Below are 25507 nucleotides of genomic sequence, written 5' to 3'. Positions count from 1 at the left end.
TCGCTCGGTCTCGGTGTTCCGCGCGTTGGGCTGAGGGTCCCGGATCGGCCGGTGATCGTAAACCGCCGAAGGTCGGAATCCGGATGTCCGAAGTGGACGAATTCTACGGATCGGTGACGTCGGCACGGGGCAGTTGATCGACGACCGCGCGGTACTCGTCGACGATCCGCCGGATGATGACGGCCGCGGGCAGGACGTCGGTCACCAGCCCCGCCGATTGACCCGCTTCGACCTTGCCGTTCGTCAGATCGCCGTCGAGCGCGGCGTCCCGCAGGGTCGAAGCCGCGAACACGCCGCGTCGTTGTTCGAGATCGGCGGCGCCGTCCTCGAGTTCGGCCATCCGGTCGGTGAAGTCGTTGGCCAGCGCCCTGATCAGGCCGAGTCCGCGGCCGACCGTGCGGGTCGAGCCGATGTCGGCTGCGACCACGGCGTCCTTGTACCCGGGATGCACGGTGGCTTCGGCGCTGGCGAGGAATCGCGTGCCGTATTGGACGGCGCCCGCGCCGAGGGCGAGCATCGCGGCGAGTCCGGCACCATCGGCGAGGCCTCCGGCCGCGACGATCGGGGTGCCCGGCACCGCGGTCGCGACCGCGCGAGTGAGGACCAACGTCGTGACGAGGCCCGGCGGTGGATGTCCCCCGGCCTCGGCGCCGACCACGACGAGCCCGTCGACGCCGGCGTCCACGGCCTTCCGCGCGTGCTCGGTACCGGCGACGACGTGCAGGCAGATCGTCCCGATGTCGTGGAAACGGTCGAGGTAGCGCCGCGGACCGCCCTGCGAGGCGATCAGCACCGGTGGGCGCCGCGCGAGCAGCAACTCGATCACCTCGTCGGCACCCGACCGGTACAGCGGCAGGTTCACCGCCCACGGCGAGTCGGTGCCGTCAGCCATCTCACCGAGGGTGCGGGCCAGGTCCGGCAGCCGCATCGGCCCGGCGGCGACGACACCGAGGCCGCCCGCGTTGCTCACCGCGAGCGGCAACGCGGAGGACGACGACGCCCAGGACATCCCTGCCTGCACGATCGGCAGCTCGATGCCCAGCAGTTCGGTGACGGCGGTCGGGATCCGGCTCATCAGGCAAGCCCCAACAGGGTGCGAGCGTGTGCCGCGAGCTGGTTCTTCCGCACCTTCGAACTCGCGGTCATGCCGATGCCTTCGAAGCCGTCGACGATCCGCAGATGGTGCGGCACCTTGAAGCCCGCCATGTGGACTTTCGCCCAGCGCAGGAGTTCCTCTTCGGTGACCGCGTCGGGCTCGCGGAGCACGACGAACGCGAACGGGACCTCGATCAGCCGTTCGTCGGGCACGCCGACCACGGCGGCCTGCCGGACCGCGGTGTGGCGATGCAGGACGTCCTCGATGTCGGCGGGAGCGACGTTTTCCCCGCCGACGCGGATGATGTCCTTCGTGCGCCCGGTGAAATGGAGCCTGCCGGTGTGATCGAGCAGGCCGACGTCCCCGGTGGACAGCCAGCCGTCGGCGTCGATCGCCGCGGCCGTCTGCTCGGGCGCGTCGAGATAGCCGCGCATGACGTTCCAGCCGCGGACGAGGATCGCGCCGGGGGTACCGGGAGCGCAGTCCTGATCCCCGTCGAGCGCGCGGATCCGGACCTCCACCCCGGGTTCTACGGCCATCGCGCCGGACGCCCTGATCTCCTCCGCTTCCCACCAGCACGACTGCGCGACGTTCGGCGACGCCTCCGAAAGGCCATATCCCGCAACGCATTCGCGGGCACCGAGCTCGTCGATCACGCGCCGGATCACCGTCGGTGAGGCGGCGACCCAAGCGCCGCGCAGATGGAGTTCCCGTGCGGCGCGGTCGGGATGGTTGAGCAGGAGCATCGCGATGGTGTCGTTGCCGGAGAAATGCGTGCAGCGTTCCTTTTCCAGCAGGCGCAACGCTTCCCCGGCCTCGAACTTGGCCATGGTCACCAGGGTGGCGGCGTGCTGGAGGCAGGCGAGCACCGACAAGGTGCTTCCGGCGACGTGGAAGAAGGGCCGGGCGCTGAGGAACCGGTCGGCGACGCGGAAACCGAGCCGGGCGCCCGAAAAGTACGCGTTGGCGCACATGCCGCGGTGGGTCAGCAGGACCCCCTTCGGCCGGGACGTGGTGCCCGACGTGTACTGCACGAGCAGGACGTCGTCCGGTTCCGCGGTGGCCGGTGCGTCATCGCCTGCCGCGGCGAGGAACGTCGCCCACGCCGTCACCCCGTCCGGCACTTCCGTGCCGAGTACCACCACGGAGGCAAGGTCGGGCAGCGTGGCGCAGCGCCCGTCGGCGCCGAGGCCCAGTTCGCGCAGCATCGCGATGAAGTCGACGCGCAGCACGCGGTCCGCGACGAAGAGCGTGGAGACCTTCGCCTTGGCCAGCATGTACCGCACCTCGTCCGCGGTGCATCGGGTGTTGACCGGCACGGTGACGGCGCCGAGCGAGCCGATCGCGACGAACAGCGCGACCCAGTCGGGCCCGTTGCCGAGGCAGACGCCGACCCGGTCTCCTCGCCCGACACCGTGTGCCACCAGCGCGGCCCTGATCCGCACGACGTGCCCGGCGAGTTCGCCGTAGGTGATCCGCGCGTCGGCGGTGACGACGGCTTCGACATCCGGAGCGGTCATCGCGGCGCGCTCCAGCGCCTCGTGCGCGGTGAGCGGGCAAACGGTGCGCAGGTCCATCACTCTGTCTCCTCGGGCGTGGCGGAGCGGCCGCGGAAGCGGTCGAGACCGGCACGCCAGTCACCAGTGTCCAGATTCTGTTCGATCGCGGCCATTTCGATGCGGATGCCGCGGTCGAGGTCGGTTTCGCCGCCGAGATCCACCGCGCGTTTGGTCAGCGCGATGGCTCCCGGTGGCGCCTTGGCGATGCTCCGCGCCGTCTCGAGGCCGACCTCGGTCAGCTCCTCCGACGGGACCACCCGCACGACCAGCCCGAGCTCGCGGGCTTCCGCCGCGTCCAGCGGGCGGTTGGTGAACAGCAGTTCCTTGGCCCGCCGTGGTCCGATCGCGCGCGGGAGCCGTTGGGTGGCGCCGATCGTGCCCCAATGCGGCTCGGGGAAGCGAAACGTGGTGCCCTCGGCGGCGATGGCGAAGTCGGCGGCCAGGGTGATCTCGCCACCCGAACCGACGACGGCACCGTGCACCAGCGCGACCACCGGACGGCGGCAGGCCTCGATGGCGGCGTAGGCGGCGAACGAGGCCACGCGACGGCGGCGCACCCACGAGGCGTCCTTGCCGACACGCTCCTTGAGGTCGGCACCGGCGCAGAAGACCGGGCCCTCTCCGGACATCAGGACGACGCGGACCGACTCGTCGGCGTCGATCTCCTCGAAAGCCGCGCGTAGCTCAAGGCACAGGGGCAGGTCGACGGCGTTGCGCGCGGCCGCGCGGGCCAGCCGCAGCCGAGCGATCCCGTCGGCGATGTCGAGCCGGATCCGCTCGTCCATTCAGATCACCCCCGCGCCGCGCAGGGCGGCGATCTCGTCCGTGCCGAGGCCCGCGTCCGCGAGCACGGCGTCGGTGTCGGCGCCCAGCATCGGCGGACTGGCCGTGTCCGGTGGCCGCGCGCCCGTCTCCCGCAACGGGGTGCGGAGCGCGGGGAACGTGCCTTCGGTGGGATGGGAGAAGGCACCAACGACGCCACGCGCTCGCGCATGCGGATCGGCCAGTGCCTCGCGTACGCCGCGCACCTCACCGACGGGCACGTCGGCCGCCCGCAGCTCTTCGACCAGCTTGTCGCTGTCACGGCAAGCGATCGCGGTGCGCAACGCGGTCATCACCCGGTCCCGTTGCGCGACTCGTCCCGCGTTGTCCCGGAGCGTGTGGTCGGAGCCGAGTTCGTCGAGGCGGAGCACCCGGCACAGGTCACGCCAGTGCTGGTCGCTGCAGCTGATGTGCACCCAGCGGCCGTCCGCGGCCTGGAACGCGGCGGACGGGACGCGACCGGGGTGCTGGCTGCCGGTCGGCGCGGGGTCCTCGTCGAGGGCGAACAGCCTGGCGGCGTTCAAGGCGTGCAGGCTGAGCTGCACGTCCATCATCGACACGTCCAGGTGACGGCCGCGTCCGGTGACGCCGCGTCCCGCCAGCCCGGTGAGCGCGGCGATGACCACCCAGAGTCCCGAAGTCAGATCCGCCACCGGGATCCCGGTCTTGACCGGCGGACCGTCCGGTTCACCGGTCATCGCCATGATTCCGGACAGGGCCTGGAAAACGGTGTCGTAACCCTTGCGGGCGCTGTCCGGACCGGTCTGCCCGAACCCGGTGGCGGACACGTACACCAGACCGGGGTTGTCCGCCGCCAGCTCCGCGTACCCGAGGCCGAGTCCGTCCATGGTGCCGGGCAGGAAGTTCTCCACCACGACGTCCGCGCGGGCGGCGAGGCGGCGGGCGACGTCGCGCCCGCGGGGATCCTTCAGATTGAGGGTCACCGAACGCTTGCCCCGGTTGACGGCGAAGAAGTAGGCGCTTTCCCCGGCAGGGAGCCGGGGTTCGAAGCCGCGGGTCTCGTCGCCGGAGCCCGGCCGTTCGACCTTGATCACCGTCGCGCCCAGTTCGCCGAGGATCTGCGTGGCCATCGGGGCGGCCAGCACGCGGGAGAAGTCGAGCACGGTGATGCCCTCGAGTGGCGGTGTCACCGGCGGAACCCCCGCATCAGCGCGTTGACGTCCTGTCCGGCGCGCATTGCGGCGTCGGTCGGCAGATCGCCGACCCGGTAGAACAGGTCCTTGGCCGCGCTCAGGGCCCGTGGCTCGACGGCCGCCCATGTCCCGGCGATCTCCAGTGCCGCGGTGAGGACGTCCTCGGGAGCGACCACCCGGTTGACCAGGCCGTGTTCGAAGGCCTCGGCAGCGGTGAGCAGCCTGCCGGTGCTGATCAGCTCGAACGCGAGCTTGCGGCCCAGATGCCTGACCAGGCCGGTCATCACCAGGGCCGGGACGAGAGAGTGCCGCAATTCCGGGTAGCCGAAGCGCAGATCGTCGCCCGCGACGACCATGTCGGCGCCGATCGCGAGGCCTGCCCCGCCGCCGACGGCCGCGCCGCGGACCGCGGTGACGACCGGGGTGCCCATCCGCTGCATCCGGGTCTGGAGTCCGGCGGTCAGCGCCGCCCGTTCGAGCACGGCGCCGGGCTGGTCGGGGGTGAGGGCGGAGAACTCGGAAAGGTCCGCGCCGGCACAGAATCCGCGCCCGTTGCCGGTCAGGACGACGGCGCGGACACCGGGATCGCGGTCGGCGTCGTCGAGGGCGTCCCGCAGCGCCAGGGTGAGGGCGGTGTCGAGCGCGTTGAGCTTCTCCGGCCGGTCGAGGGTGAGGATCCGGACCCGGTCGCGGTCTTCGGTGAGCAGGGTGACGGTCATCGGCGGCTTTCTCCTTGTGTGCGGGCGAAACCGGCTCGCGCGACCATGCTGTACAGCGGACGGCCGAGGGCTTCCTCGCAGGCGGCGGACGACTCGGCGAGTGCGTCGAGGTCCAGTCCGGTTCGGACACCCATCGCGTGGAAGAGGTCGACGAGGTCCTCGGTGCAGACGTTCCCGGTCAGCCCGGCGCCGTAGCCGATCGACGACGGGTGGCCGCCGACACCGCCCATCGCGCTGTCGAAGTGGCGGCAGCCCGCGTCCAACGCGGCGACCGCGTTGGCGATACCCGCGCCCCGCGAGTTGTGGAAGTGCGCGATCAGCGGCAGCGCGGGATGGGCCCGGCCGAGCCGTTCGAACAGTGCGGTCACGCTCTTCGGCGTCGCCACGCCGGTGGTGTCGCCCAGGGTCACCGCGTCGGCGCCGAGGTCGGCGAACCGGGCGACGTCCTCGGCGACCCGCCCCGGGTCCACGGCGCCCTCGAACGGGCAGCCGAACGCGACCGACACCACGCCGATCAGGCGGAAACGCTTGTCCGCCAGGCGAACCATCTCCGTGACCCGCTCCCACTGCGCGTCGCGGGTGGTGCGCAGATTCCGCTCGGTGTGGCTCTCGCTGGCGGAGACCAGCAGGCTCAGTTCTTCCGCCCCCGCACCACGTTCGAGGTCGTCCAGCGCGCGCAGCACGGCGCGGGGATTGGGGCACGTCGCCTTGAAGGCGACGCTCGGCCGCCGGTCGAGCGAGGCGAGGACGTCGCTCGCGTCCGAGAACGCCGGGACCCGCTCCGGATGGCTGTAACTCGTCGCCTCGATTCGCGTGAATCCCGCGCGGACGAAACCTTCCAGCAGGGCGACCTTCGTCGCCGTCGGGACGAACTCCGGCTCGTGTTGCAGACCGTCCCTGGCGAAGCACTCACAAACAGTGACCTCGTCGGTCATCGAGTCACCTCCTCTGGTGACTCCACAACTACTCGCCGACAGTTGATAATGTCAACACTTAGGGTTTCTCGTCACGCTCGCGCTCCTCCTGCTCGACGGCGAGCGCGGCGTCGGCGAGTTTGTCGAGGGCGCGCTCGAGAACTTCGGTCTCCTCCGAGGTCAGGATGCCAAGGAAGGCCGCGTCGCGTTCGTTCGCGGCGACGATGAGGCCCCGGTAAACAGCGAGACCGTCCTCGGTCAACGCCAGCCGTGAAGTGCGGCGCGAGGCCGCCGTCCGGCTCACGAATCCGCGCTCGACCAGCTTGGCGACCACCCGGCTCATCTGGGCTTTGTCCAGCCCCGCCCGGCGAGCCAGCCGATTCAAGGTGAGCGTCGGGTCGGCCGCGATGAGGGCGATCGCCCGCCATTCGCCGAGACTCACGTCGAACTCCCGGCGATAGCGCAGCGCCGCAGAACGCGACAGCGCGGCCGACGTGCGGGAGAGTCGGTAGGAGAGCAGCCGGGAGATCGGGACGAGCTCGTGTCCATCCGGACGTTCGGTCATGCCGGGCATCCTACCGATCATCCTTCGACTGTTGACAGTATCAACACTGGAGCGCATGCTACGCGTCGTCGCCGCACCCCGCGGCGGCACACGCACCTCGACAAGGGAGTCGAACACCGTGGCCGATTCCAGTCCCTCCACCGACCAGCCGGCCGTGCCGGACACCGCGTCGGTCGACCGCCCCGCCACTTACCGCGCGATCGCGCTGCGGATCATGCCCTTGCTCGTGATCTGCTACATCGTCAGCTTCATCGACCGGACGAACATCGGAATCGCGCAGGAGGGCCTCAAACGCGATCTCGGCTTCGGCCCCGCGGTCTACGGCCTCGGCGTGACGGTGTTCTTCATCGGGTTCATCCTCTTCGAGGTGCCGAGCAACGCGTTGATGGCACGCATCGGAGCCCGCAAGTCACTCGTGCGCATCATGGCGTCCTGGGGTGCCGTGACCGTGGCAACGATGTTCATCCAGGACGAGTTCACCTTCTACGTGGCGAGGTTCCTGCTCGGCGTCACCGAAGCGGGCTTCTTCCCCGGGGCACTCTTCTACCTGTCCCGCTGGTTCCCGTCCGCCCGCCGGACCCGCATGACCGCGATCTTCTTCATCGGGGTGCCGGTTTCCGGGATCGTCGGTTCGGTGATCTCCGGCGGGATCATGCATTCGCTCGGCGGCGTCGCCGGCTTGGCGGACTGGCAATGGCTGTTCCTCATCGAGGGAATCCCGCCGATCCTGCTCGCCCTCGTCGTGTTGTTCTGGCTCGCCGACGAGCCAGAGCAGGTTCGCTGGCTCACTCCCGCGCAGAAGGCCGCGGTCCGCGCCGATCTCGACGCCGATCAGCGGCTCAAGGGCGGCAAGGGCGGCACGCAGACCCACGCCGGGCTTCGCGTGGCGCTGAAGGACCCCAAGGTGTGGATCCTCGGGCTGTGCGCTTGCGGCGCGTACACCCTGGCCAACGCCGTTTCGTTCTGGGCGCCGAGGATCATCGCCGACGCCGGGGTGGGCAACGTGCTGAACCTCGGCCTGTTCTCCGCCGTGCCACCGCTGGTCGGCATCGGCGCGATGTTGCTCGTCGGACGGCATTCCGACCGCACCCTCGAACGGCGCTGGCACGCCGCGACGGCGTGGATCATCGCGGCCCTCACGATGTTCGCGATCTCCTTCTCCCACGGCAACGTGGTGGCGGTCGTGATCCTGCTCGCCGTCCTGGCGGCGGCACACTATTCGGGCTTGACGGTGTTCTACTCGATCCCGTCGATCTACCTGTCGGACCGCGCGGCCGCGACCGGCATCGCCGTCGTCACCTCGATGGGCTCCTTCGCCGCCGCCGCGTCACCGTCGCTGCTCGGCTTCATCCAGTCCTCCACCGGCAGTCTTTCCCTCGGGCTGCAGATCAGCGGCGGGATAGTGCTGCTCGCGGTGGTCGTCCTCCTGGTCGGCGTGCGAGCGAGCGACCTGAAGGAGAAGCGCTAGGTACAGGTGGTCGTGAGTGGCGATTCGGGTTAGAACCCGAATCGCCACTCACGACCCACCCGGCCCACCGTGTACCGGCGCCTACTCGGTGTAGGTCAGGTTCTTGCCGCTGGCCCCGTCGAACAGCTTGATCTTGTCCGCGTCGAACCACAGTTCCACGTTCTGGTTCTCCGCCGCCGAGGACGCCGCCGAGAGGCGGGCCACGATCTGCGACTCGGCACCGGGAACGTCCGAGGATCCGCTGTCGGCGGCGAGATCCGCGAGGTCGGACGACGACGCGGCCTCACCTTCGACCGTGAAGTGCGCGAACTTCTCCGAACCCATCGACTCGAGGACGTCGACGTGGGCGGTGAACGTCGCACCCTGACGGGCGGCGGCGTCCACCAGCGCGGCGTCCTCGAAGTGCTCCGGCCGGATGCCGACGATGACCTCTCGCGGCGCGTCCGCGGCCTCGACCAGCTGCCGCACCCGGTCGGTGAGCGGGATGTCGCCCAGCGCGCTGCGGGCGGTCCCGTTCTCCAGCGTCGCGGGCACGAAGTTCATCGACGGGCTGCCGATGAACCCGGCCACGAACAGGTTCGCCGGGTTGTCGTAGAGGAACTGCGGCGACCCGATCTGCTGCACGTAGCCCGCCCGCAGCACGACGACCCGGTCGCCGAGGGTCATGGCCTCGGTCTGGTCGTGTGTGACGTAGAGCGTCGTCGTGCCCAGCTGTTTCTGGATCTTCGACACCGAGGTCCGCATCTGGCCGCGGAGCTTCGCGTCCAGGTTGGACAGTGGCTCGTCCATCAGGAACGCCTTGGGGTTACGGACGATCGCCCGTCCCATCGCGACGCGCTGCCGCTGCCCGCCGGACAGGTTCGCCGGCTTGCGGTCCAGATGTCCGGTCAGGTCGAGGATCTGCGCGGCTTCCTCGACCTTCGCACGCACGATCTTGTCGTCGACCTTGGCCAGCCGCAACGGGAACGCCATGTTCTCCCGCACGCTCATGTGCGGGTACAGCGCGTAGGACTGGAACACCATCGCGATGTCGCGGTCCTTCGGCGCCTTCTCGTTGACGCGCCGGCCGTCGATCCGCAGTTCGCCGGAGGAGATGTCCTCCAGGCCCGCAACCATGTTCAAGGTCGTGGACTTCCCGCAGCCGGACGGACCCACCAGGATGATGAACTCACCGTCGGCGATCGTGATGTCCACTTCGGACACCGCGAGGGCGCCGTCGGGGTACTTCTTGGACACTTTTTCGAGAACGATTTCAGCCATGGGTCAGCCCTTCACCGCACCGGACGTCAGCCCCGCCACGATGCGACGCTGGAAGAACAACACGAACAGGATGATCGGGACGGTGATCACCACGGCGGCCGCGGAGATCGTCCCGGTCGGGTCTTCGAACTGCGACGACCCGGTGAAGAACGACAGCGCCGCCGGGACCGTGCGCGAGGCCTCGGTCGAGGTCAGCGAGATCGCGAACAGGAAGTCGTTCCAGCAGAAGATGAACACCAGGATCGCGGTGGTGAACACCCCCGGTGCCGCCAGTGGCGCGATCACCTTCCGGAACGCCTGTGCCGGGGTCGCGCCGTCCATCTTCGCCGCCTTTTCCAGCTCCCACGGGATTTCCCGGAAGAACGCGGAAAGCGTGTAGATCGACAGCGGCAGCGCGAACGTGATGTACGGCAGGATCAGCCCCGGCCAGGTGTCGAACAGCCCCAGCTCACGTTCGATGTTGAACAGCGGCGTCACCAGCGACACCTGCGGGAACATCGCGATCAGCAGCGACATCCCGACCAGCACCTGCTTGCCCGGGAAGTCCAGCCGCGCGATCGCGTACGCCGCCATCGTGCCGAGGACGACCGCGATCACCGTCGCGATGATCGCGATCCCGATCGAGTTCACCAGTGCCCTGATGAACTCCGTGGTCTCGAAGATGTCCGCGTAGTTCTGCCACGTCCATTCCGACGGGATGAAGTTCCCGTCGTCCAGGGTCTCCTTGGTCTTGAACGAAAGCGAGACCACCCAGAGCACCGGGAACAGCGCGAACACCAGGACGAGGATGTCGACGAGGCCCCATTTGAACTTGCGGCCGGGAGTGACCGCTCCACCGATCGCCATCAGCGCTTACCCCCATTGTCACTGCCGGGTGCGGCCGTGCCGAACACCTTGATGAAGATGAACGCGATGATCGCCACCGTGATGAAGATCAGCACCGCCATCGTCGACCCGATCCCGAGGTTCAACCCCTTGACCAGGTTGTTGTAGGTCTGCATCGACACCGAAGACGTATCTTGCGCACCGTTGGTGAGCACGAAGATGTTGTCGAAGATGCGGAACGCGTCCAGGGTGCGGAACAGCAACGCCACCAGGATCGCCGGTTTCATCACCGGCAGCATCACCTTGGTGAACCGCTGCCACGCGGTCGCGCCGTCCATCGCCGCCGCCTTCAGCAGGTCGTCCGGCACCAGCGCCAGCCCAGCCATCAGCAGCAGCGCCATGAACGGCGTCGTCTTCCACACCTCGGCCAGCACGATGATCGCCAGCGAAGGCCAGTATTCGGTCAGCGGCGCGCTGTCCGGGAAGAACAGGTTGGCCAGATAACCCGTGTCCGGCGTCCAGGCGTAGTACCAGGAGAACGCCGCGACCACCGTCACGATGCCGTACGGGATCAGGGCGACCGTCCGCACGAGGCCCCGTCCGACGAGGGTCCGGTGCATGATCAGCGCCAGGCCCATGCCGAGGACGAACTCGATCACCACCGAAACGATGGTCAAGCCCATCGTCGTCCCGAACGCCGTCCACCAGTAGCCGTTGGACAGCACCGAAATGTAGTTGTCGAGGCCGACGAACTCCTGCTGCGCCGGGAACCTGAGGTCGTAGCGCTGCAGCGAAAGCCAGATCGAGTAGATGATCGGATAGCCGGTGACGGCGATCATCACGAACGCCGCCGGGGCACACAGCCAGAGTCCGAGTCTGCGCTCGGCCTTCTTTCCCTCACTGAGCGCGGGTTTCTTCTTCTTGCCCGGTTTGCTCGCGGTCGCCGAACCGGCGGCTTCCTGCACGGTCACGGGATCACTCCCTTCGACTCGAGCGCGTCGGCGAGCTCTTCTTTCAGTTTCTCCGCCGTCTTCCGCGGATCGATTTCAGAAGGCGGGGAAAGCACCTTCGACAACACGGTCGAGGCGTTCTGGTACGCCGGGGTCAGCGGGCGCACCGCCGCGTCCTTGAGCGCGTCCAGGATCGTTTCCCGCATCGGGTACTTCGTGTCCATGCTCGGGTTGTCGTCGCTGACGCCTGCTGTGGCATCGAGCGGGACCGTGTCGGTGTAGAGCGACTCGATCGTCGGCGGGACACCGTCCTTGAGCGCGGAGAACTTCTGGTTCTTCTCGTTGCGCAGGCACAGCGCGACTTCGTAGGCCTCGGCCTTGTGCTTCGAAGTCGAGCTGACCGCCAGGTTGTAGCCACCGATCGTGGTCTTGGCGGGCTTGTCCGCTTCGAACCGCGGATAGGTCGCCCATTTGAAATGCTTCAGCTCGTCCTTCTTCTCCTTGGCGTAGGAGGCGTAGACGAACGGCCAGTTCAGTTCGAAGGCGGCGTTTCCGCGCTGGAACGCCTGGCGGACCTCGTCCTCCTTCGAGTTGGTCAGCGACGGGTCGGTGATCCCGGCCGTGGTGACCTTCTTGAGCATCTCCAGCGCCTTGACCGCGCCCTCGTCCATCACGACCGATTTTCCGTCGTCGGAAAGGATCTTGCCGCCCGCCGATTCGACGAGCGTGTTGTAGATGACGACGAGGCCTTCGTACTGCGCGCCGGTGAACACGACGTTCGCCGGCTTGCCCTGCGCCTTGAGCGCCTGCGCCTGCTGGATCATCTCGTCCCAGGTCTTCGGCGGCGTCGGGGTCAGCCGGTCGTCGTACCAGAGCAGCTGGACGTTGGTGTTCTTGGTCGCCGCGTAGAGCTTTCCGTTCCACGTGGCGGTTTCGAGCGGTCCCGGCAGGACACCCGCGGTCGCCTCCGCCTTGGCTTCACCCGTCCATTCGTCGACCCAGCCCGCCTCGGCGAACTCGGAGACCCAGGTGACGTCCAACCCCAGTACGTCGAGAGAATCGTCCCCGGCGGCCAGGCGCCGGACCATCTGTTCCCGCTGGCCGTCGGCCGGTCGCGGAAGTTTGTTGTAGACGACCTCGTAGCGTCCGCCAGAGGCCTTGGTGCAATCGTCCACAACGGACTGGAAGTTGTCTTCCGGCGCGTAGTAGACGTTGATCTTGAGTCCGGCATCCGAACCACAGCCCGCCAGTAAACCGGCCGTCAGCGCTGTCGCGCCGAGTAACGAGCCGGCGCGGCCTGGTGAGCGGCCCCTCCGGCTCGCGCTCATCCTCTTCCCCATGAGGCCTCCTCACCCGCGCACGCTCGGGAAGCGGCGGCACTAGGACGCGTTGAAGAAGCCCGCGCGCCAGCACCCCGACGTGCTAGTGCTCGGGCGGACACGCTGGAGTACGCGACCGCCCGACTGGTGTTGTGCAACCTATTCCGGGCGATCACCGCCCGCAAGCAGTATCGGTAACGATTCAGCGGACCGCACGACGAACAGGTGAACGAGTACCGCCGAATGTCATCGCACGGGGCGGCCGCCCAACGCCAGCTGGGCGAGGAGCTCACGCCCCTGTTCGGCCGAACGCGGCTGGCAGAGCACGTCGTAGCGGCCGGCGACCAGTTGGCTCGCGGAGGAGAAGTCGCGGCGGGACATGCTGTAGCTGATCGCCGCGAAGACCGTCCACGCCAGGATGCCGAGCAAGAGCCCGCCGATCATGGGCTGCCAGGCGAAACCCTGGTTGTTGAACATGCCGAGCAGTAGCCCGATGATCAGGCCGAACCACGCGCCCGACACCGCGCCGGTGCCCAGCACGCGGCCCCAGCTCAGCCGGCCGACGACGCGTTCGACGAGCATCAGGTCGACGCCGACGATGGTCACGTCGGCGACCCCGAACTCCTTCTCCGCGAGGAAACCGACGGCTTGCTGGGCTTCGCCGTACGTCGCGTAGGAACCGATCGGCCAGCCTGAAGGCGGTGTCGGCAGCCTGGGCAGCCCACCCGCGGCCCTGCCGCTTCCGCCAAAGGGAGCACTCACGTAATCACCTCTCGCCCGTCCTGGTCCATCTTCTCAAGGACGGGCGAAAGGCGCGAACGTTCAGGAGCGGGACTTGTACTCGCGGAGCAGGCCGCGGCTGATGATGGTCTTCTGGATTTCGCTGGTGCCTTCGCCGATGAGCAGGAACGGCGCTTCACGCATGAGGCGCTCGATCTCGTATTCCTTGGAGTAGCCGTAGCCGCCGTGGATGCGGAACGAGTCCTGGGTGACCTCGGCGCAGTATTCGCTGGCGATGAGCTTGGCCATGCCCGCTTCGACGTCGTTGCGTTCGCCGGAGTCCTTGAGGCGGGCGGCGTTGACCATCATCAGGTGCGCGGCCTCGACCTTGGTGGCCATCTCGGCGAGTTTGAACGCGATCGCCTGGTGCTCGGCGATCGCCTTGCCGAAGGTCTTGCGCTGCTGTGCGTACTCGACGGCGAGTTCGAACGCGCGGATCGCGATGCCGCAGGCGCGGGCGGCGACGTTCACGCGGCCGATCTCGACACCGTCCATCATGTACGCGAAGCCCCTGCCCGGCGCTTCGCCGAGGACCTTGTCTGCACCGATCTTGTAGCCGTCGAACACGGCTTCGGTGGTGTCGACGCCCTTGTAGCCCATTTTGTCGATCTTGCCGGGGATGGTGAGGCCGGGAGCGACCTCGCCGAAGCCCTCGGGCTTCTCGACCAGGAACGTGGTGAGGTTCTGGTGGGCCTTCTCGGCGCCTTCGTCGGTCTTGACGAGCAGCGCGATCAGGTTGGAGCTTCCGCCGTTGGTCAGCCACATCTTCGAACCGTCGATGACGTAACCGTCGTCGGTCTTGCGGGCGCGGGTCTTGATCGCGGCGACGTCGGAGCCGAGATCCGGCTCGGACATCGAGAACGAGCCGCGGACCTCACCGGTCGCCATGCGCGGCAGGAAGTGCTGCTTCTGCTCCGGCGTCCCGTGTTGCTTGATCATGTGCGCCACGATGAAGTGCGTGTTGATGACACCGGAGACGCTCATCCAGCCGCGCGCGATCTCCTCGACCACGAGCGCGTAGGTCAGCAGCGATTCGCCGAGGCCGCCGTACTCCTCCGGGATGGTGAGCCCGAACAGGCCCATCTCCTTCATCCCCTCGACGATGTCGGCGGGATAGGTGTCGGAATGCTCGAGCTCCTGCGCGCGCGGGATGACCTCCTTGTCCACGAACTGGCGGACCGTGGCCAGGATCTCGGACTGCACGTCGGTCAAGCCGGCGGTCTGGGCGAGGCGAGCCATCGCTGCTCCTAAATTCGCGCGCACCGGGCTCCCGGCGCTGGGTTACCGGTGAGTATGACGCCTGAGCGGAGACCTCGCTATGAGCGCAGTCACGCGTACGCCATCCGTGACCATGGCGTAGGCGTGACAAGCCGATCACAGTCCGAGGGGGACGAACATGGCTCAGCAGCCCTTTGGTGGATTCCCGCCGCAACAGCAGTACGTCTTCCCGAATCAGCCACCGGCGCGGAGCAAGGACTCCGGCCTGGCGATGGCCGCGCTGATCTTTTCACTCTTCGGGCTGATCGGACTGGTGTCCGTGATCCCCGGGATCGTCATGGGCCACGTCGCCTTCGCGAAGGCCCGGCGCGGCGAAGCGGGCGGCAAGGGCATGGCGCTCGCCGCGTTCGTCGTCGGCTACCTGATCATCATCCTGTACGCGATCGCGATCCCGGTCGCGCTGAACATCGCCGCGAAACACGGCGCTTTCCGTTAGCGATACGGTCCTCGACCTACGAGGGGACCGACATGACGAATCCGCACGACCCGTACGAGCAGCAGCCCTACGGTCTCCAGCCGTACCAGCCGCCGCCTCAGCAGTACTACGCCCAGCCCTACGCCTACGTTCGGCCGCCGGATCAGGGCATGGCGGTGGCGTCGCTGGTGTGCTCGCTGATCGGGCTGGTCATGTGCTTCCCCGCGATCCTGGGGATCATCTTCGGGCACATCGCGCTCTCGAAGGCCAAACGCGGCGAAGCGGGCGGCCAGGGCATGGCGCAGGCCGGGATGGTCGTCGGGTACGTCGTCACCGGGCTGTGGCTGATCCCCGTCATCCTGTGGTTCGTGTTCGCGGTGCTCGCGCTCGGAGCCGCGAGCGTGTCGTGACCCGTCCCCGGATACGGTGGTGTCCCGCACGAACCAGGGGGCCAACCGGATGAGCAGTTCCGACTCTCAGGACACACCGTCGACGTCGTCCTACACCGACTCGAACACCTTCTCGGACCCGACTGCGGCTTCTTCTGACGCTGTGGCAAGCCCGGCGGAACCGCAGCAGTTCCAGCCGCCGGCGCCCTTCACGCCGCCCGCGCCGTTCGAGCCGCCCGCTCCGTTCGAGCCCCCTTCGGCTGCTGCCCCGGACCCTGTTCCCGCTCCCGAGCCGCCTTCCGTTCCGGTTCCGGCCGAGACGTACGGGCAGGCCATCGACCCGTTGACCGCCGAGCCCGTTCCGCCGCCGTTCGCGGCTCCGGGCCCGCCGATTCCCCCGGTGTACGCGCCCGCGCCGCTGCCGGTCGCGTATCCGTCGCCGCAGCCGTACAACCCGTACGCGATGGCGGCGCCCCCGCGATCGCAGGACAACGGGATGGCGATCGCCGGACTGGTGTGCTCGATCATCGGCCTCTGCTCGTGCGTGACCGTGATCGTCGGCCTGATCCTGGGCCACATCGGGCTGGCGAAGGCGAACCGCGGCGAGGCGGGCGGACGCGGCATGGCGCTCGCGGCGGTGATCATCGCTTACATCGTCCTCGCGCTGTGGGTCGGTTTCGGCGGGACCTTCATCATCCTCGGTATGCGGGGCGAGCTGGATTAGCGACGGGGGTCGGCAGCAAGAACCACGGAATACCACACTGATCCTCGCGAAAATGCTCGCGGAGGCACCGATCCAGAGCGTTACGAAGCAGTGCCTCTTCGATCTCGACGGACGGCACGAACGCCCCAGTGTCACCTCTGATGCAAGCGCCTGGGGCTTCTCTATGCCCTTAGGGGCGCTGCTCCACATCGCCCGGCTCCCGGGGCGCCGGGGGCGCCACCTGACCGTTGTCCTGCGAAACCGGCGGCGCCTCCCGCTTCGGCGTATTCGCGTCGAGGAAGCGCAGCAGCTCCACCGGGAACGGCAGGACCAGCGTCGAGTTCTTCTCCGCCGACACCTGCACGACGGTCTCCAGCAGCCGCAGCTGCAACGCCGCCGGGGTGTCGGCCATGGTCGCGGCCGCCTGCGAAAGCTTGTACGACGCCTGGAGTTCCCCGTCGGCCGAGATGACCCGCGCGCGCCGTTCCCGTTCGGCTTCGGCCTGGCGTGACATCGAGCGTTTCATCGACTCCGGCAGCGCGACGTCCTTGATCTCGACCCGGTCGATGTGGATGCCCCAGTCCAGCGCCGGACTGTCGATCATCAGCTCCAGGCCCTCGTTGAGCCGTTCGCGGTTGGACAGCAGGTCGTCCAGGTCGCTCTTGCCGATGATGGACCGCAGCGAGGTCTGCGCGACCTGGCCGACGGCCGAGCGGTAGTCCTGCACGTTGACCGCGGCCAGCACCGGGTCGATCACCTTGAAGTACACGACCGCGTCCACCCGCACGGTGACGTTGTCGCGGGTGATTCCGTCCTGCGCGGGGACCGGCATCGTGACGATCTGCATGTTGACCTTCTGCAGTCTGTCCGCGAACGGCACCAGCAGCGCGAGCCCGGGCTGCCGGATGTTCGCGCGCACCCGCCCGAACCGGAACACGAGGCCGCGTTCGTACTGTTTCACCACACGAAGGCTGGCCGCGAGCCAAGCACCGCCCGCGACGGCGACCGCACTGAGAATCTCCACCACCATGGCTGCTCCCGGGGTTGTTCTCACTGTTCACGGTACGCCCGGCGGGTCACGGAGGAAACACGGTGGACGCACCTGCCAAGGTGGGTTCGTGACCGGTTTCAAGATCCCGCCCAAGTTCCTCGACCGCGCCGCCGGACTCGGCCCCGGAGCCGCCGAATGGCTCGATTCGCTGCCGTTCCTCGCCGAGAAGTACACCGCCAAGTGGCAGCTCGACTACGACGGCGAGGCCATGCACGGGTTCGTCGGCGTCGCGCAGCCTGTGCGCCGCGCGGACGGCTCCCCCGCGATCCTCAAACTCGGCTGGCCGCACGAGGAATCCGACGACGAACCGCTCGCACTGTCCACTTGGGCCGGTCAGGGCGCGGTCCTGATGTACGACAACGTGCCCGAGGACGGCGTGCTGCTCCTGGAGCGGCTCGACGCCACCCGGTCGCTGGAAACGGAGCCGATCCGGCAGGCCGTCGAGACGGTCGGCGCGATCGCGCGACGGCTGGCCGTCCCCACTCCCGAGACGCTGCGGCGCTCCCTTCGCGAGGAAGCCGCGGAGCTCGTCACCGAACTCCCGGAGTCCTGGAGCGAACTGGGCGAACCGTTCGACCGGAAGTACCTCGACGCGGCCGTGGAAATCTGCGTGAACCTCGGACCGGAAGCCGGTGAGCTGATGGTGAACGAGGACCTGCACTTCGAGAACGTCCTCGCCGGGGAACGCGAACCGTGGCTGGTGATCGACCCGAAGCCGGTTTCGGGGGATCTCGAGTTCGGCGCGATCTCGATCCTCTGGAACCGGGCGAACGAGTCCACAATGGACGAAAAGATCGCGTGGTTCGCCGCGGCGGCCGAGGTGGACGCCGAACGCACGCGCGCGTGGACGCTCGTCCGCGCGGTGCAGAACTGGATCTGGCTCCACGAAGACCTCGCCGAGGGCGAGTCGCCCGAAACCCTCGCCGAAGACCCGGCCTACGCCGCCGTTCCCGGAATCGCCGCCTGGGCATTGCGGTGATCACACGAATCGTCTCCCGCCCCGGGAGCCGATAACCTTCGGGCATGGCAGCCGTGAACAGGGTATTCGCAGCTCAGCTGGCCGGTTTGCCGGTTTTCGGACCCGATGGCGAATCGATCGGCAAGGTGCGGGACGTGGTGGCGGGCCTGCGCCTCGATCAGCAGCCGCCGCGGATCCTGGGCATCGTGGTCGAACTGACGACCAGGCGCCGGGTGTTCGTGCCGATGTTGCGCGTGACCTCGATCGAGCCAAGCGCGGTCACGCTCGCCACCGGATCGGTGAACATGCGGCGATTCCATCAGCGGCCCAACGAGGTGCTGGTGGTCGGGCAGCTGTTCGACGCGTACGCGACGCTCGCGGGCTCGCAAACCCGCGTCACCGTCGTCGACGCCGGCATGGAGCCGACGCGAACGCGCGACTGGGTGCTCGCGAAACTCGCGATCCGCGAACGGTCGAGCAGACTCGGCCTCGGCAGGCGGCGCGCGCCGATGCAGGTCCTGCCGTGGTCGGAGGTGTCCGGGCTGGGGCTCACCGACCTGACCGGCCAGACCCAGGGCGCCGCTCAACTGTTGATGCTGTTCGACACCATGCGCGCGGCGGACATCGCCGCCACGGTCCGTGATCTGCCGCTGAAACGGCGGCACGAGGTCGCCGACGCGATGGACGACGAGCACCTCGCCGACCTCATCGAGGAACTTCCCGAGGACGATCAGAAGGAATTGATGTCCTACCTCGCCGAGGAACGGGCCGCCGACATCCTCGAAGCGATGAACCCCGACGACGCCGCCGACCTGCTGGCCGAACTGGCACCCGCCGACCAGAACCGGTTCCTGGAACTCATGGAACCCGAGGAATCGGCGCCGGTGAAACGGCTGCTGGAGTACTCGTCCGACACCGCGGGCGGGCTGATGACCCCCGAACCGGTGGTGCTGACGCCGGACGCCACCGTCGCGGAAGCGCTCGCGCACATCCGCAACGCCGACCTCCCGGTGGCGCTGGCGAGCATGGTGTTCGTCAGCCGCCCGCCGACTGAGACGCCGACGGGCCGCTTCGTCGGTGTCGTCCACTTCCAGCGGCTGCTGCGCGAACCACCCGCCGAGATGGTGGCGAGCGCCGTCGACACCCAGTTGCCCGCGCTACGGCCGAACGCGACCTTGTCCGAGGTCACCCGATACTTCGCCGCCTACAACCTCACCTGTGGGCCGGTGGTGGACGCCGAGCACCACCTGCTCGGCGCGGTCACCGTCGACGACGTGCTCGACCACCTGCTGCCGGAGGACTGGCGCGAGACCGGGCTGCACGACATCACCGGCGAGATCGCCGAAGAGAGCGAGGAGGCCGAACGTGCCTGAACTGACCTCCGGGCGACGGCTCGACCAGCCCCGTGGCCAAGGCCGGTTCCGGCTGAACCTGGATCCGGACACCTTCGGCAGGCTCACCGAACGGGTCGCGCGGTTCCTCGGCACCGGCAAGTACCTGTTCTGGCAGACGCTGACCGTCATCGTCTGGATCGTGCTGAACCTGGTCGCGGTCTCCCTGCGCTGGGACCCGTATCCGTTCATCCTGCTGAACCTGGCGTTCTCGACCCAGGCCGCCTACGCCGCGCCGCTCATCCTGCTGGCGCAGAACCGCCAGGACGACCGCGACCGCGTCTCGCTGGAGGAAGACCGGAACCGCGCCGAACAGACCAAGGCGGACACCGAATACCTCGCCCGGGAGCTGGCGTCGCTGCGGATCGCGCTCGGCGAGGTCGCCACCCGGGACTTCCTGCGGGGCGAACTCGACCGGCTCCGTGAAGATCTTGATGCCAAGCCGCGCAAGGCCAAACCCGACCGCGCCGCTACCGGTACGTAACATGGTGGGGTGACCAGTACGCAGCAACTCCCCAGCGTCGACGATGTCCGCACCGCGCTGAAGGCCGTGTACGACCCTGAGATCAAGAAGCCGATCACCGACCTCGGCATGGTCAAGGGCGTGGAGGTGGGCTCGGACGGTGTGGTCACCGTCGGGATCTACCTGACGGTCGCGGGCTGCCCGTTGAAGGCGACGCTGACCAAGGACACGACCGACGCCGTCGCGAAGCTCCCCGGCGTCAGCGACGTCAAGGTCGAGCTCGACGTCATGAACGACGAGCAACGTACGGAACTGCGAAAATCGCTGCGCGGCGACGCCACGGAACCGGTGATCCCGTTCGCGCAGCCGGGTTCGATGACGCGGGTCTACTGCGTCGCGTCCGGCAAGGGCGGCGTCGGCAAGTCCTCGGTGACGGTGAACCTCGCGGCCGCGATGGCCGAGCGCGGGCTTTCCGTCGGCGTGGTGGACGCGGACATCTACGGGCACTCGGTGCCGCGGATGCTCGGCACGCACGAGAAGCCGACCAAGGTCGACACCATGATCATGCCGCCGCAGGCGCACGGCGTGAAGGTCATCTCGATCGGCATGTTCACCCCGGGCAACCAGCCCGTCGTGTGGCGCGGACCGATGCTGCACCGCGCGCTGCAGCAGTTCCTCGCCGACGTGTTCTGGGGCGACCTCGACATCCTGCTGCTGGACCTGCCGCCGGGCACCGGCGACATCGCGATCTCGGTGGCGCAGCTCATCCCGAACGCGGAGATCCTGGTCGTCACCACCCCGCAGCAGGCGGCCGCCGAGGTGGCCGAGCGCGCGGGCGCGATCGCGTTGCAGACGCGGCAGCGGGTGGCCGGGGTCATCGAGAACATGTCGTGGCTCGAAACGCCCGACGGCCAGCGGATGGAGATCTTCGGGGCCGGCGGCGGGCAGTCCGTCGCCGACTCGCTGTCGAAGTCGGTCGGCTCGACCGTGCCGCTGCTGGGGCAGATCCCGATGGACCCGCGCGTGGTCACCTTCGGCGACGCGGGCACACCGATCGTGCTGGCCGAACCGGACGCGCCGGCGTCGCTCGTGCTCAAGGAGGCGGCGAAGAAGCTGACCGTCCGGGCGCGCGGGCTGGCCGGGATGATGCTGAACGTCACCCCTGCGGGGCGCTGACCACCCTCTTCGCCATTAGTCACCTACTTGCGGTGTTCATCCATCGCAAGTAGGTGACGAATTGCGGGTTGGTCAGGTGGCGTCGGGGTCGACCGGCGGGCGCTCCCCCGGCTTCAGCGGCTCCGGCTGCGAAGCCGTCGCCGGGTAACCGTTGGGCTTCGCAGCCCCGTTGGCACCGTTGGTCCCATTGGCGGCACCATTGGTGCCGTTGACGTTGTTGAGCCCCAGCGGATCCGTGTCACCGTCGAACAGGTGCTGGGTGACGACCCGCTTCGGGTCGAAGTTCCGCAGGCCCCGCAGGTCCTCCAGCGGCTTGCGCAGCTGATCGAACTCCGGGCCCATTTCCTCGCGCAGTTGCGTCTTGGCCCCGGTCGCGAAATCCCGGACCTTGCGGACACTCTTCGCCATCCAGGCCGCCGCTTCGGGCAGCCGTTCCGGACCGAGGATGAAAAGACCCGCGACGACGATGATGAGGATCTCGCCCCAGCCGACACTCTCGAACACCCGTGTGAACCTCCGCCTCGGCGTCTTCCCCGTTCAGGGTACCCCGGCCGAACTCGCTAGTCCGAGGCCAGTTTCACGTCCACCACAAGCGAAGACCCATCCCGGACAAGGCGGACAGGGACCACTTCGCCGACTTCGCGCGCGCGGACCGCGACGAGCAGTTCCGCCGAGTCGCGCACGAGCCGTCCGCCGACTTCGGTGATGACGTCGCCTTCCTTGATCCCGGCCGAGGCGGCCGGGCCGCCCGGGGCCACATTGCGGACCTGCGCGCCCATGGTGCTTGAGCCCGCGACGGTGGACGAAGCGTTGATGCCGATGTCGGGGTGGACGACCTTGCCGTCCTTGATCAGTGTTTTCGCGATCTTCACCGCGTAGTCGCTCGGGATGGCGAATCCGATGCCGATGCTGCCGCCTTCGGCGCTGGACGAGCGGATCGCGGAGTTGATCCCGACCAGCGCGCCGGTCGCGTCGACGAGCGCGCCGCCCGAGTTGCCGTGGTTGATCGCGGCGTCGGTCTGGATGGCCTCGTAGATCACCGGCGCGCTGCCGCCGTCGCCGCCGGCGGTGACCGGGCGGTTGAGCGCGCTCACGATGCCGGCGGTGACCGAGTTCTGCAGCGCCAGCGGCGAACCGACGGCGATCACCGAGTCGCCGACGGCGAGGTCGGACGACTTCCCGACCTGCAACGCGGTCAGGTTGTCGACGTCGACCTTGACCACGGCCAGATCCGTTTTGGGATCGGAGCCGACGACCTTCGCCTCGACGCGCCTGCCGTCGAAGAACACGGCGGTGACCTTGGTGGCCGAGTCGGCCGTCGCGGCGGAGATCACGTGCTCGTTCGTGAGCACATAGCCCTGGGTGTCGATGACGACGCCGGAACCCTGCTGGCCTGCGTCCGCGCCCGGCTTGAACACCTCGAGCGACACCACGGCGGGCGCCACCCGGTGGGCGATGTCCGCGATCGAACCCGCCGGACGTTCCTTGGCCGCGTCGGCTTCGGAGATGCTGGCCTGGCCGGTCAGTTCGCTGCCGGTGTCGGCGAACCACCAGCCGATCAGCCCGCCGGCGGCGCCGATGACCAGCGCGACGGCGGCGAGCATCGCGAGCGCCTTGGTCTGCACGCGGCGCCCGAAGAGGACCTCCGGAAGGCTCAGCAGCGCACCTTGCGGGCGCTTCGCGTCCTTCTCCTCATCCGAGTCCTGCTGGACGGCCGGTCCGGCGAGCACCGCACCGGAGCCGGGGTCGCGCCACGGGTCCGAGGTCGTGGTCCAGAGCGGAGCTTCCGAACCGTTCACGGACGACTCGGAGCCGTTGGTCCCCTGCGGCCGCTCGAGCACGACACCTTCGGCACCCGGCGGGCGGCGGAAGGCCTCGGCGAGCGATTCCGGCGTCGGGGGTGCCAGGTTCAGACCCGGCGCGGCCTGCCCGTTCGTGCCGGGCTGGTACAGCTTGTCGAAGGCGCCGTCGACGCCACGCGGCCTGCCGAACGTGGCCGCCTGCGCCGGATCGACGGCGGGCCTGGCCAGCGGGCGCGGCGCCAGCCGATCCCGCGCCGGTTCACCAGGCTGCTGCGGATTCGCGTTCGGCTGCTCGGTCATCATTCCCCGGGGCTGAGATCAGGTTGGCCGGACGCGAGAGTACGCCAAGCCTCGTCCTGGATTCTGCCGTGACCACGGTGAAGTGCGCGTTGATTCCCCGGATCGGCCAAGAAGTGTGACACTTGAGGCAACCATGTCTCACGTCTGGCAGTCTAACGGGCATGTCGGAGAACCCGGGGGCTCCTTTTCCGCCCCAGAACGTCCCTCAGCAGCAGCAATGGCCGCAGCAGCAGTGGCCGCAGCACCAGGGCTGGCCGCAGCAGCCGCCCAAGAAGAAGGGCTTGTCCACCAAGGTGAAAGTGCTGCTGCTCGTCGCCGCGCTCGTCGTGGACGCGGGCGGGATCGGCTTCATCTTCGTGATGAAGGCGGCTGCCGGGCCGGAGAAGCAGGCCAAAGCCCTCACCGAAGGCGATTGCGTGGTACTGACCGGATCCGGCAAGGAGGCCGACGCGGTCAAGACGCCGTGCGATTCACCGCAAGCGCCCTACGCGGTGAGCCTCACCGGCGTCGACAAGGGCGACTGGAACTGCAAGGACGGTTTCTACAAGTACGCCGTCCCGAGGCCGGTACGCGGCGACGGCGTCGCCCTGTGCCTGGCGATCAACGCCAAGGTCGGGTTGTGCTTCGACGACATCGAGACCAAGACGCCGCCGCCTCTGAAGGACTGTGGCTCGGCGCGGCTGAGGATCAGTGAGGTCTTCCCGAAGATGAGCGTGGTGAACAGTCCGTGCGCGGAAGGCACCGCGGAGGTCATCTCCTACGCCAGCTACGGGACTTCGCAGTTCAAGAGCGCGACGATCTGCTTCGTCAAACCCTGACGAAGCAGATCAGCGGGCCGAGACGGGCATGGGCGCGCTCGACGTGCTCGGGCTCGGCGCGGGGCTGCGCGGCGGTTCCGGTTGGGTGCCGCCGCCCAGCTGCGCGGGCAGCAGACCGGCGTTGACCCCCTGCGGCGGGGTGAAGCCGGTGTTCGGCTGTTCTTCGCTGCCGTCACCCGAGGTCGCGACGAGGGCGAGGGCGCTCAGCACCAGCCCCGAAACGACGACGCCGGCGCCTTGCGCGTACTTCCGCCGGGCGACGCCGAAACGTCCGCCGCCGAGGACGTTCGGCGACTGGCCCAGCGGCGCCGATGATCCCAACGGGGTGGTCCCGCCCAGCACTCCGGTGTCACGAAGGCCGGCGACCCTGTCGGGCCGCTGGATGGCCACCAGCTGGCCGTCGGCCGTCATCGCCAGGTTGTCCGGCGTGCCGGGAAGTTCGGTGTTCTGTGGGATGGAGCACAGGCTGGCCAGGAAACCCGCCGACATCGACGGGGCTCCCGCCTGCTTCACGGCGTTGACGGCCTGGCGCTGCGCGGAGACCTCGGCCGCGCACGCCTGGCAGCGGGCGAGGTGCGCCGAAGCCCTGTCCTGGGCGCCGAGGGACAGCTCGCCGTCCACGAAGGCGACGATGGCGTCCGGAAGAAGATGCGACTCGGGGAGCCCCCAACCTCGCGGTGCGGTCATACCCCCACCTTCGCAGACTCCTGCGCCGCGGCGCGACGACGCTCCAAAGAAGCGCGAAGCGCCTGGCGGCCGCGGTGGATCCGGCTGCGCACGGTGCCGAGCTTGACACCGAGGGTGGCGCCGATCTCCTCGTACGAGAGGCCTTCGACGTCGCACAGCACGACCGCGGCGCGGAACTCGGGCGGCAACTCGTCGAGCGCGGCCTGCAGGTCCGGGTCGAGATGGGTGTCCGAGTAGACCTGCTCCGGGCTCGGGTCGTCGCCGACGATGCGGTCGGTGTCCTCGGGGAGGCCTTCCATCCGCACGCGCGAGCGGCGGCGGGCCATGTCGAGGAAGAGGTTCGTGGTGATGCGGTGCAGCCAGCCCTCGAACGTGCCGGGCTTGTAGGACGCGAGGGAGCGGAAGACCCGGATGAAGGTCTCCTGCGTCAGGTCTTCGGCGTCGTGGGCGTTACCGGTCAGGCGGTATGCCAGCCGGTACACGCGGTCAGCGTGCTCACGCACGACCTCGTCCCACGAGGGCGGCGTCCATGCGGCCTCGTCCACCGTCACCGGCGTGACCTGGTCCGCGTGCTGGTCCTGCATCGTTTCCTGCATCGGGGAAGTAGGCACCTCCATCAGCGTCTTCTCCCAACTACTCCACCCA

At 68.5% G+C, this 25507-nt stretch carries 27 protein-coding genes; 9 read left to right on the top strand and 18 right to left on the bottom strand.

Going from position 1 to position 25507, the window contains the following annotated elements:
* Positions 1-103: 103 nt before the first annotated feature.
* The 7 genes from DL990_RS09130 to DL990_RS09100 are packed head-to-tail and all read right to left on the bottom strand — an operon-like array spanning position 104 to position 6829.
* Positions 104-1075, bottom strand: a complete 972-nt coding sequence (locus DL990_RS09130) for a nitronate monooxygenase family protein (RefSeq protein ID WP_125798374.1) — start codon at positions 1073-1075, stop codon at positions 104-106.
* The gene (locus DL990_RS09125) at positions 1075-2673 is read right to left on the bottom strand and encodes an AMP-binding protein (protein ID WP_125798373.1); all 1599 of its coding nucleotides are present in this window, start codon (positions 2671-2673) and stop codon (positions 1075-1077) included. The genes DL990_RS09130 and DL990_RS09125 overlap by 1 nt, the downstream gene beginning before the upstream one ends.
* Positions 2673-3440 (bottom strand): enoyl-CoA hydratase/isomerase family protein, encoded by a 768-nt coding sequence (locus tag DL990_RS09120; RefSeq protein WP_125798372.1) that lies wholly within the window; start codon positions 3438-3440, stop codon positions 2673-2675. Before DL990_RS09120 ends, DL990_RS09125 begins: the two co-directional genes overlap by 1 nt.
* Positions 3441-4628 carry a CaiB/BaiF CoA-transferase family protein gene (locus DL990_RS09115; protein WP_125798371.1) on the bottom strand — a complete coding sequence of 396 codons (1188 nt, stop codon included), beginning with the start codon at positions 4626-4628 and terminating at the stop codon, positions 3441-3443. It lies immediately after the preceding gene.
* Positions 4625-5350 carry an enoyl-CoA hydratase/isomerase family protein gene (locus tag DL990_RS09110; RefSeq protein WP_125780931.1) on the bottom strand — a complete coding sequence of 242 codons (726 nt, stop codon included), beginning with the start codon at positions 5348-5350 and terminating at the stop codon, positions 4625-4627. The genes DL990_RS09115 and DL990_RS09110 overlap by 4 nt, the downstream gene beginning before the upstream one ends.
* A complete protein-coding gene (locus DL990_RS09105) occupies positions 5347-6285 on the bottom strand; it encodes a hydroxymethylglutaryl-CoA lyase (RefSeq protein WP_125780929.1) in 939 nt (312 codons plus the stop codon). Before DL990_RS09105 ends, DL990_RS09110 begins: the two co-directional genes overlap by 4 nt.
* A gap of 58 nt (positions 6286-6343) precedes the next feature.
* Positions 6344-6829: a MarR family winged helix-turn-helix transcriptional regulator gene (locus DL990_RS09100; RefSeq protein WP_125780927.1), complete on the bottom strand. Its 486-nt coding sequence runs from the start codon at positions 6827-6829 to the stop codon at positions 6344-6346.
* A 118-nt stretch (positions 6830-6947) separates the two neighbouring features.
* Between DL990_RS09100 and DL990_RS09095 the strand changes: the two genes are divergently transcribed.
* Positions 6948-8297 carry an MFS transporter gene (locus tag DL990_RS09095; RefSeq protein ID WP_125780925.1) on the top strand — a complete coding sequence of 450 codons (1350 nt, stop codon included), beginning with the start codon at positions 6948-6950 and terminating at the stop codon, positions 8295-8297.
* Between the two features lie 81 nt (positions 8298-8378).
* Here the strand turns inward: DL990_RS09095 and DL990_RS09090 are convergent, their stop codons facing one another.
* The 6 genes from DL990_RS09090 to DL990_RS09065 all read right to left on the bottom strand — a co-directional run bounded on the left by DL990_RS09090 (position 8379) and on the right by DL990_RS09065 (position 14670).
* Positions 8379-9557, bottom strand: coding sequence for an ABC transporter ATP-binding protein (locus DL990_RS09090; protein ID WP_125798370.1), 1179 nt, complete (start codon positions 9555-9557; stop codon positions 8379-8381).
* 3 nt (positions 9558-9560) lie between these two features.
* Positions 9561-10403 carry a carbohydrate ABC transporter permease gene (locus DL990_RS09085; protein ID WP_034313318.1) on the bottom strand — a complete coding sequence of 281 codons (843 nt, stop codon included), beginning with the start codon at positions 10401-10403 and terminating at the stop codon, positions 9561-9563.
* The gene (locus tag DL990_RS09080) at positions 10403-11353 is read right to left on the bottom strand and encodes a carbohydrate ABC transporter permease (RefSeq protein ID WP_125780921.1); all 951 of its coding nucleotides are present in this window, start codon (positions 11351-11353) and stop codon (positions 10403-10405) included. Before DL990_RS09080 ends, DL990_RS09085 begins: the two co-directional genes overlap by 1 nt.
* Positions 11350-12672: an ABC transporter substrate-binding protein gene (locus tag DL990_RS09075; RefSeq protein ID WP_125780919.1), complete on the bottom strand. Its 1323-nt coding sequence runs from the start codon at positions 12670-12672 to the stop codon at positions 11350-11352. The genes DL990_RS09080 and DL990_RS09075 overlap by 4 nt, the downstream gene beginning before the upstream one ends.
* 225 nt (positions 12673-12897) lie before the next feature.
* Positions 12898-13413: a general stress protein gene (locus tag DL990_RS09070; RefSeq protein ID WP_125780917.1), complete on the bottom strand. Its 516-nt coding sequence runs from the start codon at positions 13411-13413 to the stop codon at positions 12898-12900.
* Positions 13414-13473: 60 nt separating this feature from the next.
* Positions 13474-14670 carry an acyl-CoA dehydrogenase family protein gene (locus DL990_RS09065; RefSeq protein WP_125798369.1) on the bottom strand — a complete coding sequence of 399 codons (1197 nt, stop codon included), beginning with the start codon at positions 14668-14670 and terminating at the stop codon, positions 13474-13476.
* Positions 14671-14827: 157 nt separating this feature from the next.
* Here DL990_RS09065 and DL990_RS09060 point away from each other — a divergent pair, with 157 nt between their 5' ends.
* Genes DL990_RS09060 through DL990_RS09050 form a run of 3 tightly spaced genes read left to right on the top strand, consistent with a single transcriptional unit; the run spans position 14828 to position 16237 of the window.
* Positions 14828-15145, top strand: a complete 318-nt coding sequence (locus tag DL990_RS09060; RefSeq protein ID WP_125798368.1) for a DUF4190 domain-containing protein — start codon at positions 14828-14830, stop codon at positions 15143-15145.
* A gap of 32 nt (positions 15146-15177) precedes the next feature.
* Positions 15178-15534: a DUF4190 domain-containing protein gene (locus tag DL990_RS09055; protein ID WP_125780911.1), complete on the top strand. Its 357-nt coding sequence runs from the start codon at positions 15178-15180 to the stop codon at positions 15532-15534.
* A 49-nt stretch (positions 15535-15583) separates the two neighbouring features.
* Positions 15584-16237, top strand: a complete 654-nt coding sequence (locus tag DL990_RS09050; protein WP_125798367.1) for a DUF4190 domain-containing protein — start codon at positions 15584-15586, stop codon at positions 16235-16237.
* Positions 16238-16406: 169 nt separating this feature from the next.
* Here the strand turns inward: DL990_RS09050 and DL990_RS09045 are convergent, their stop codons facing one another.
* Complete coding sequence (locus DL990_RS09045; protein WP_125780907.1) at positions 16407-17246, bottom strand: slipin family protein; 840 nt, start codon at positions 17244-17246, stop codon at positions 16407-16409.
* A gap of 88 nt (positions 17247-17334) precedes the next feature.
* Between DL990_RS09045 and DL990_RS09040 the strand changes: the two genes are divergently transcribed.
* Genes DL990_RS09040 through DL990_RS09025 form a run of 4 tightly spaced genes read left to right on the top strand, consistent with a single transcriptional unit; the run spans position 17335 to position 21255 of the window.
* On the top strand, positions 17335-18246 hold the full coding sequence (locus tag DL990_RS09040; RefSeq protein WP_125798366.1) for an aminoglycoside phosphotransferase family protein: 912 nt from the start codon (positions 17335-17337) through the stop codon (positions 18244-18246).
* A gap of 44 nt (positions 18247-18290) precedes the next feature.
* Positions 18291-19598 (top strand): magnesium transporter MgtE N-terminal domain-containing protein, encoded by a 1308-nt coding sequence (locus DL990_RS09035; protein WP_125780903.1) that lies wholly within the window; start codon positions 18291-18293, stop codon positions 19596-19598.
* Positions 19591-20100, top strand: a complete 510-nt coding sequence (locus DL990_RS09030) for a DUF1003 domain-containing protein (RefSeq protein ID WP_125780901.1) — start codon at positions 19591-19593, stop codon at positions 20098-20100. The genes DL990_RS09035 and DL990_RS09030 overlap by 8 nt, the downstream gene beginning before the upstream one ends.
* A 9-nt stretch (positions 20101-20109) precedes the next feature.
* Entirely contained in the window at positions 20110-21255 is a 1146-nt protein-coding gene (locus DL990_RS09025) for an Mrp/NBP35 family ATP-binding protein (protein WP_125798365.1), read from the top strand.
* Between the two features lie 72 nt (positions 21256-21327).
* On the opposite strand, the gene tatB is transcribed toward DL990_RS09025, so the two are convergent.
* Together tatB and DL990_RS09015 are read right to left on the bottom strand one after the other, a co-directional pair.
* The gene (tatB, locus tag DL990_RS09020; RefSeq protein ID WP_125780897.1) at positions 21328-21759 is read right to left on the bottom strand and encodes a Sec-independent protein translocase protein TatB; all 432 of its coding nucleotides are present in this window, start codon (positions 21757-21759) and stop codon (positions 21328-21330) included.
* Between the two features lie 56 nt (positions 21760-21815).
* Positions 21816-23357 carry a S1C family serine protease gene (locus DL990_RS09015; protein ID WP_125798364.1) on the bottom strand — a complete coding sequence of 514 codons (1542 nt, stop codon included), beginning with the start codon at positions 23355-23357 and terminating at the stop codon, positions 21816-21818.
* Between the two features lie 161 nt (positions 23358-23518).
* Here DL990_RS09015 and DL990_RS09010 point away from each other — a divergent pair, with 161 nt between their 5' ends.
* On the top strand, positions 23519-24175 hold the full coding sequence (locus tag DL990_RS09010) for a hypothetical protein (RefSeq protein WP_125798363.1): 657 nt from the start codon (positions 23519-23521) through the stop codon (positions 24173-24175).
* A gap of 9 nt (positions 24176-24184) precedes the next feature.
* Here the strand turns inward: DL990_RS09010 and DL990_RS09005 are convergent, their stop codons facing one another.
* Positions 24185-24862 carry an anti-sigma factor gene (locus DL990_RS09005; protein WP_125780891.1) on the bottom strand — a complete coding sequence of 226 codons (678 nt, stop codon included), beginning with the start codon at positions 24860-24862 and terminating at the stop codon, positions 24185-24187.
* Complete coding sequence (sigE, locus tag DL990_RS09000) at positions 24859-25458, bottom strand: RNA polymerase sigma factor SigE (RefSeq protein ID WP_016331450.1); 600 nt, start codon at positions 25456-25458, stop codon at positions 24859-24861. Before sigE ends, DL990_RS09005 begins: the two co-directional genes overlap by 4 nt.
* Between the last annotated feature and the right edge of the window lie 49 nt (positions 25459-25507).

It is taken from the genome of Amycolatopsis sp. WAC 01416 (assembly GCF_003947485.1).
Lineage (GTDB): Bacteria > Actinomycetota > Actinomycetes > Mycobacteriales > Pseudonocardiaceae > Amycolatopsis.
The sequence above is the reverse complement of the archived record's forward strand: the minus strand, read 5'-3'. Positions and strand labels throughout refer to the sequence as shown.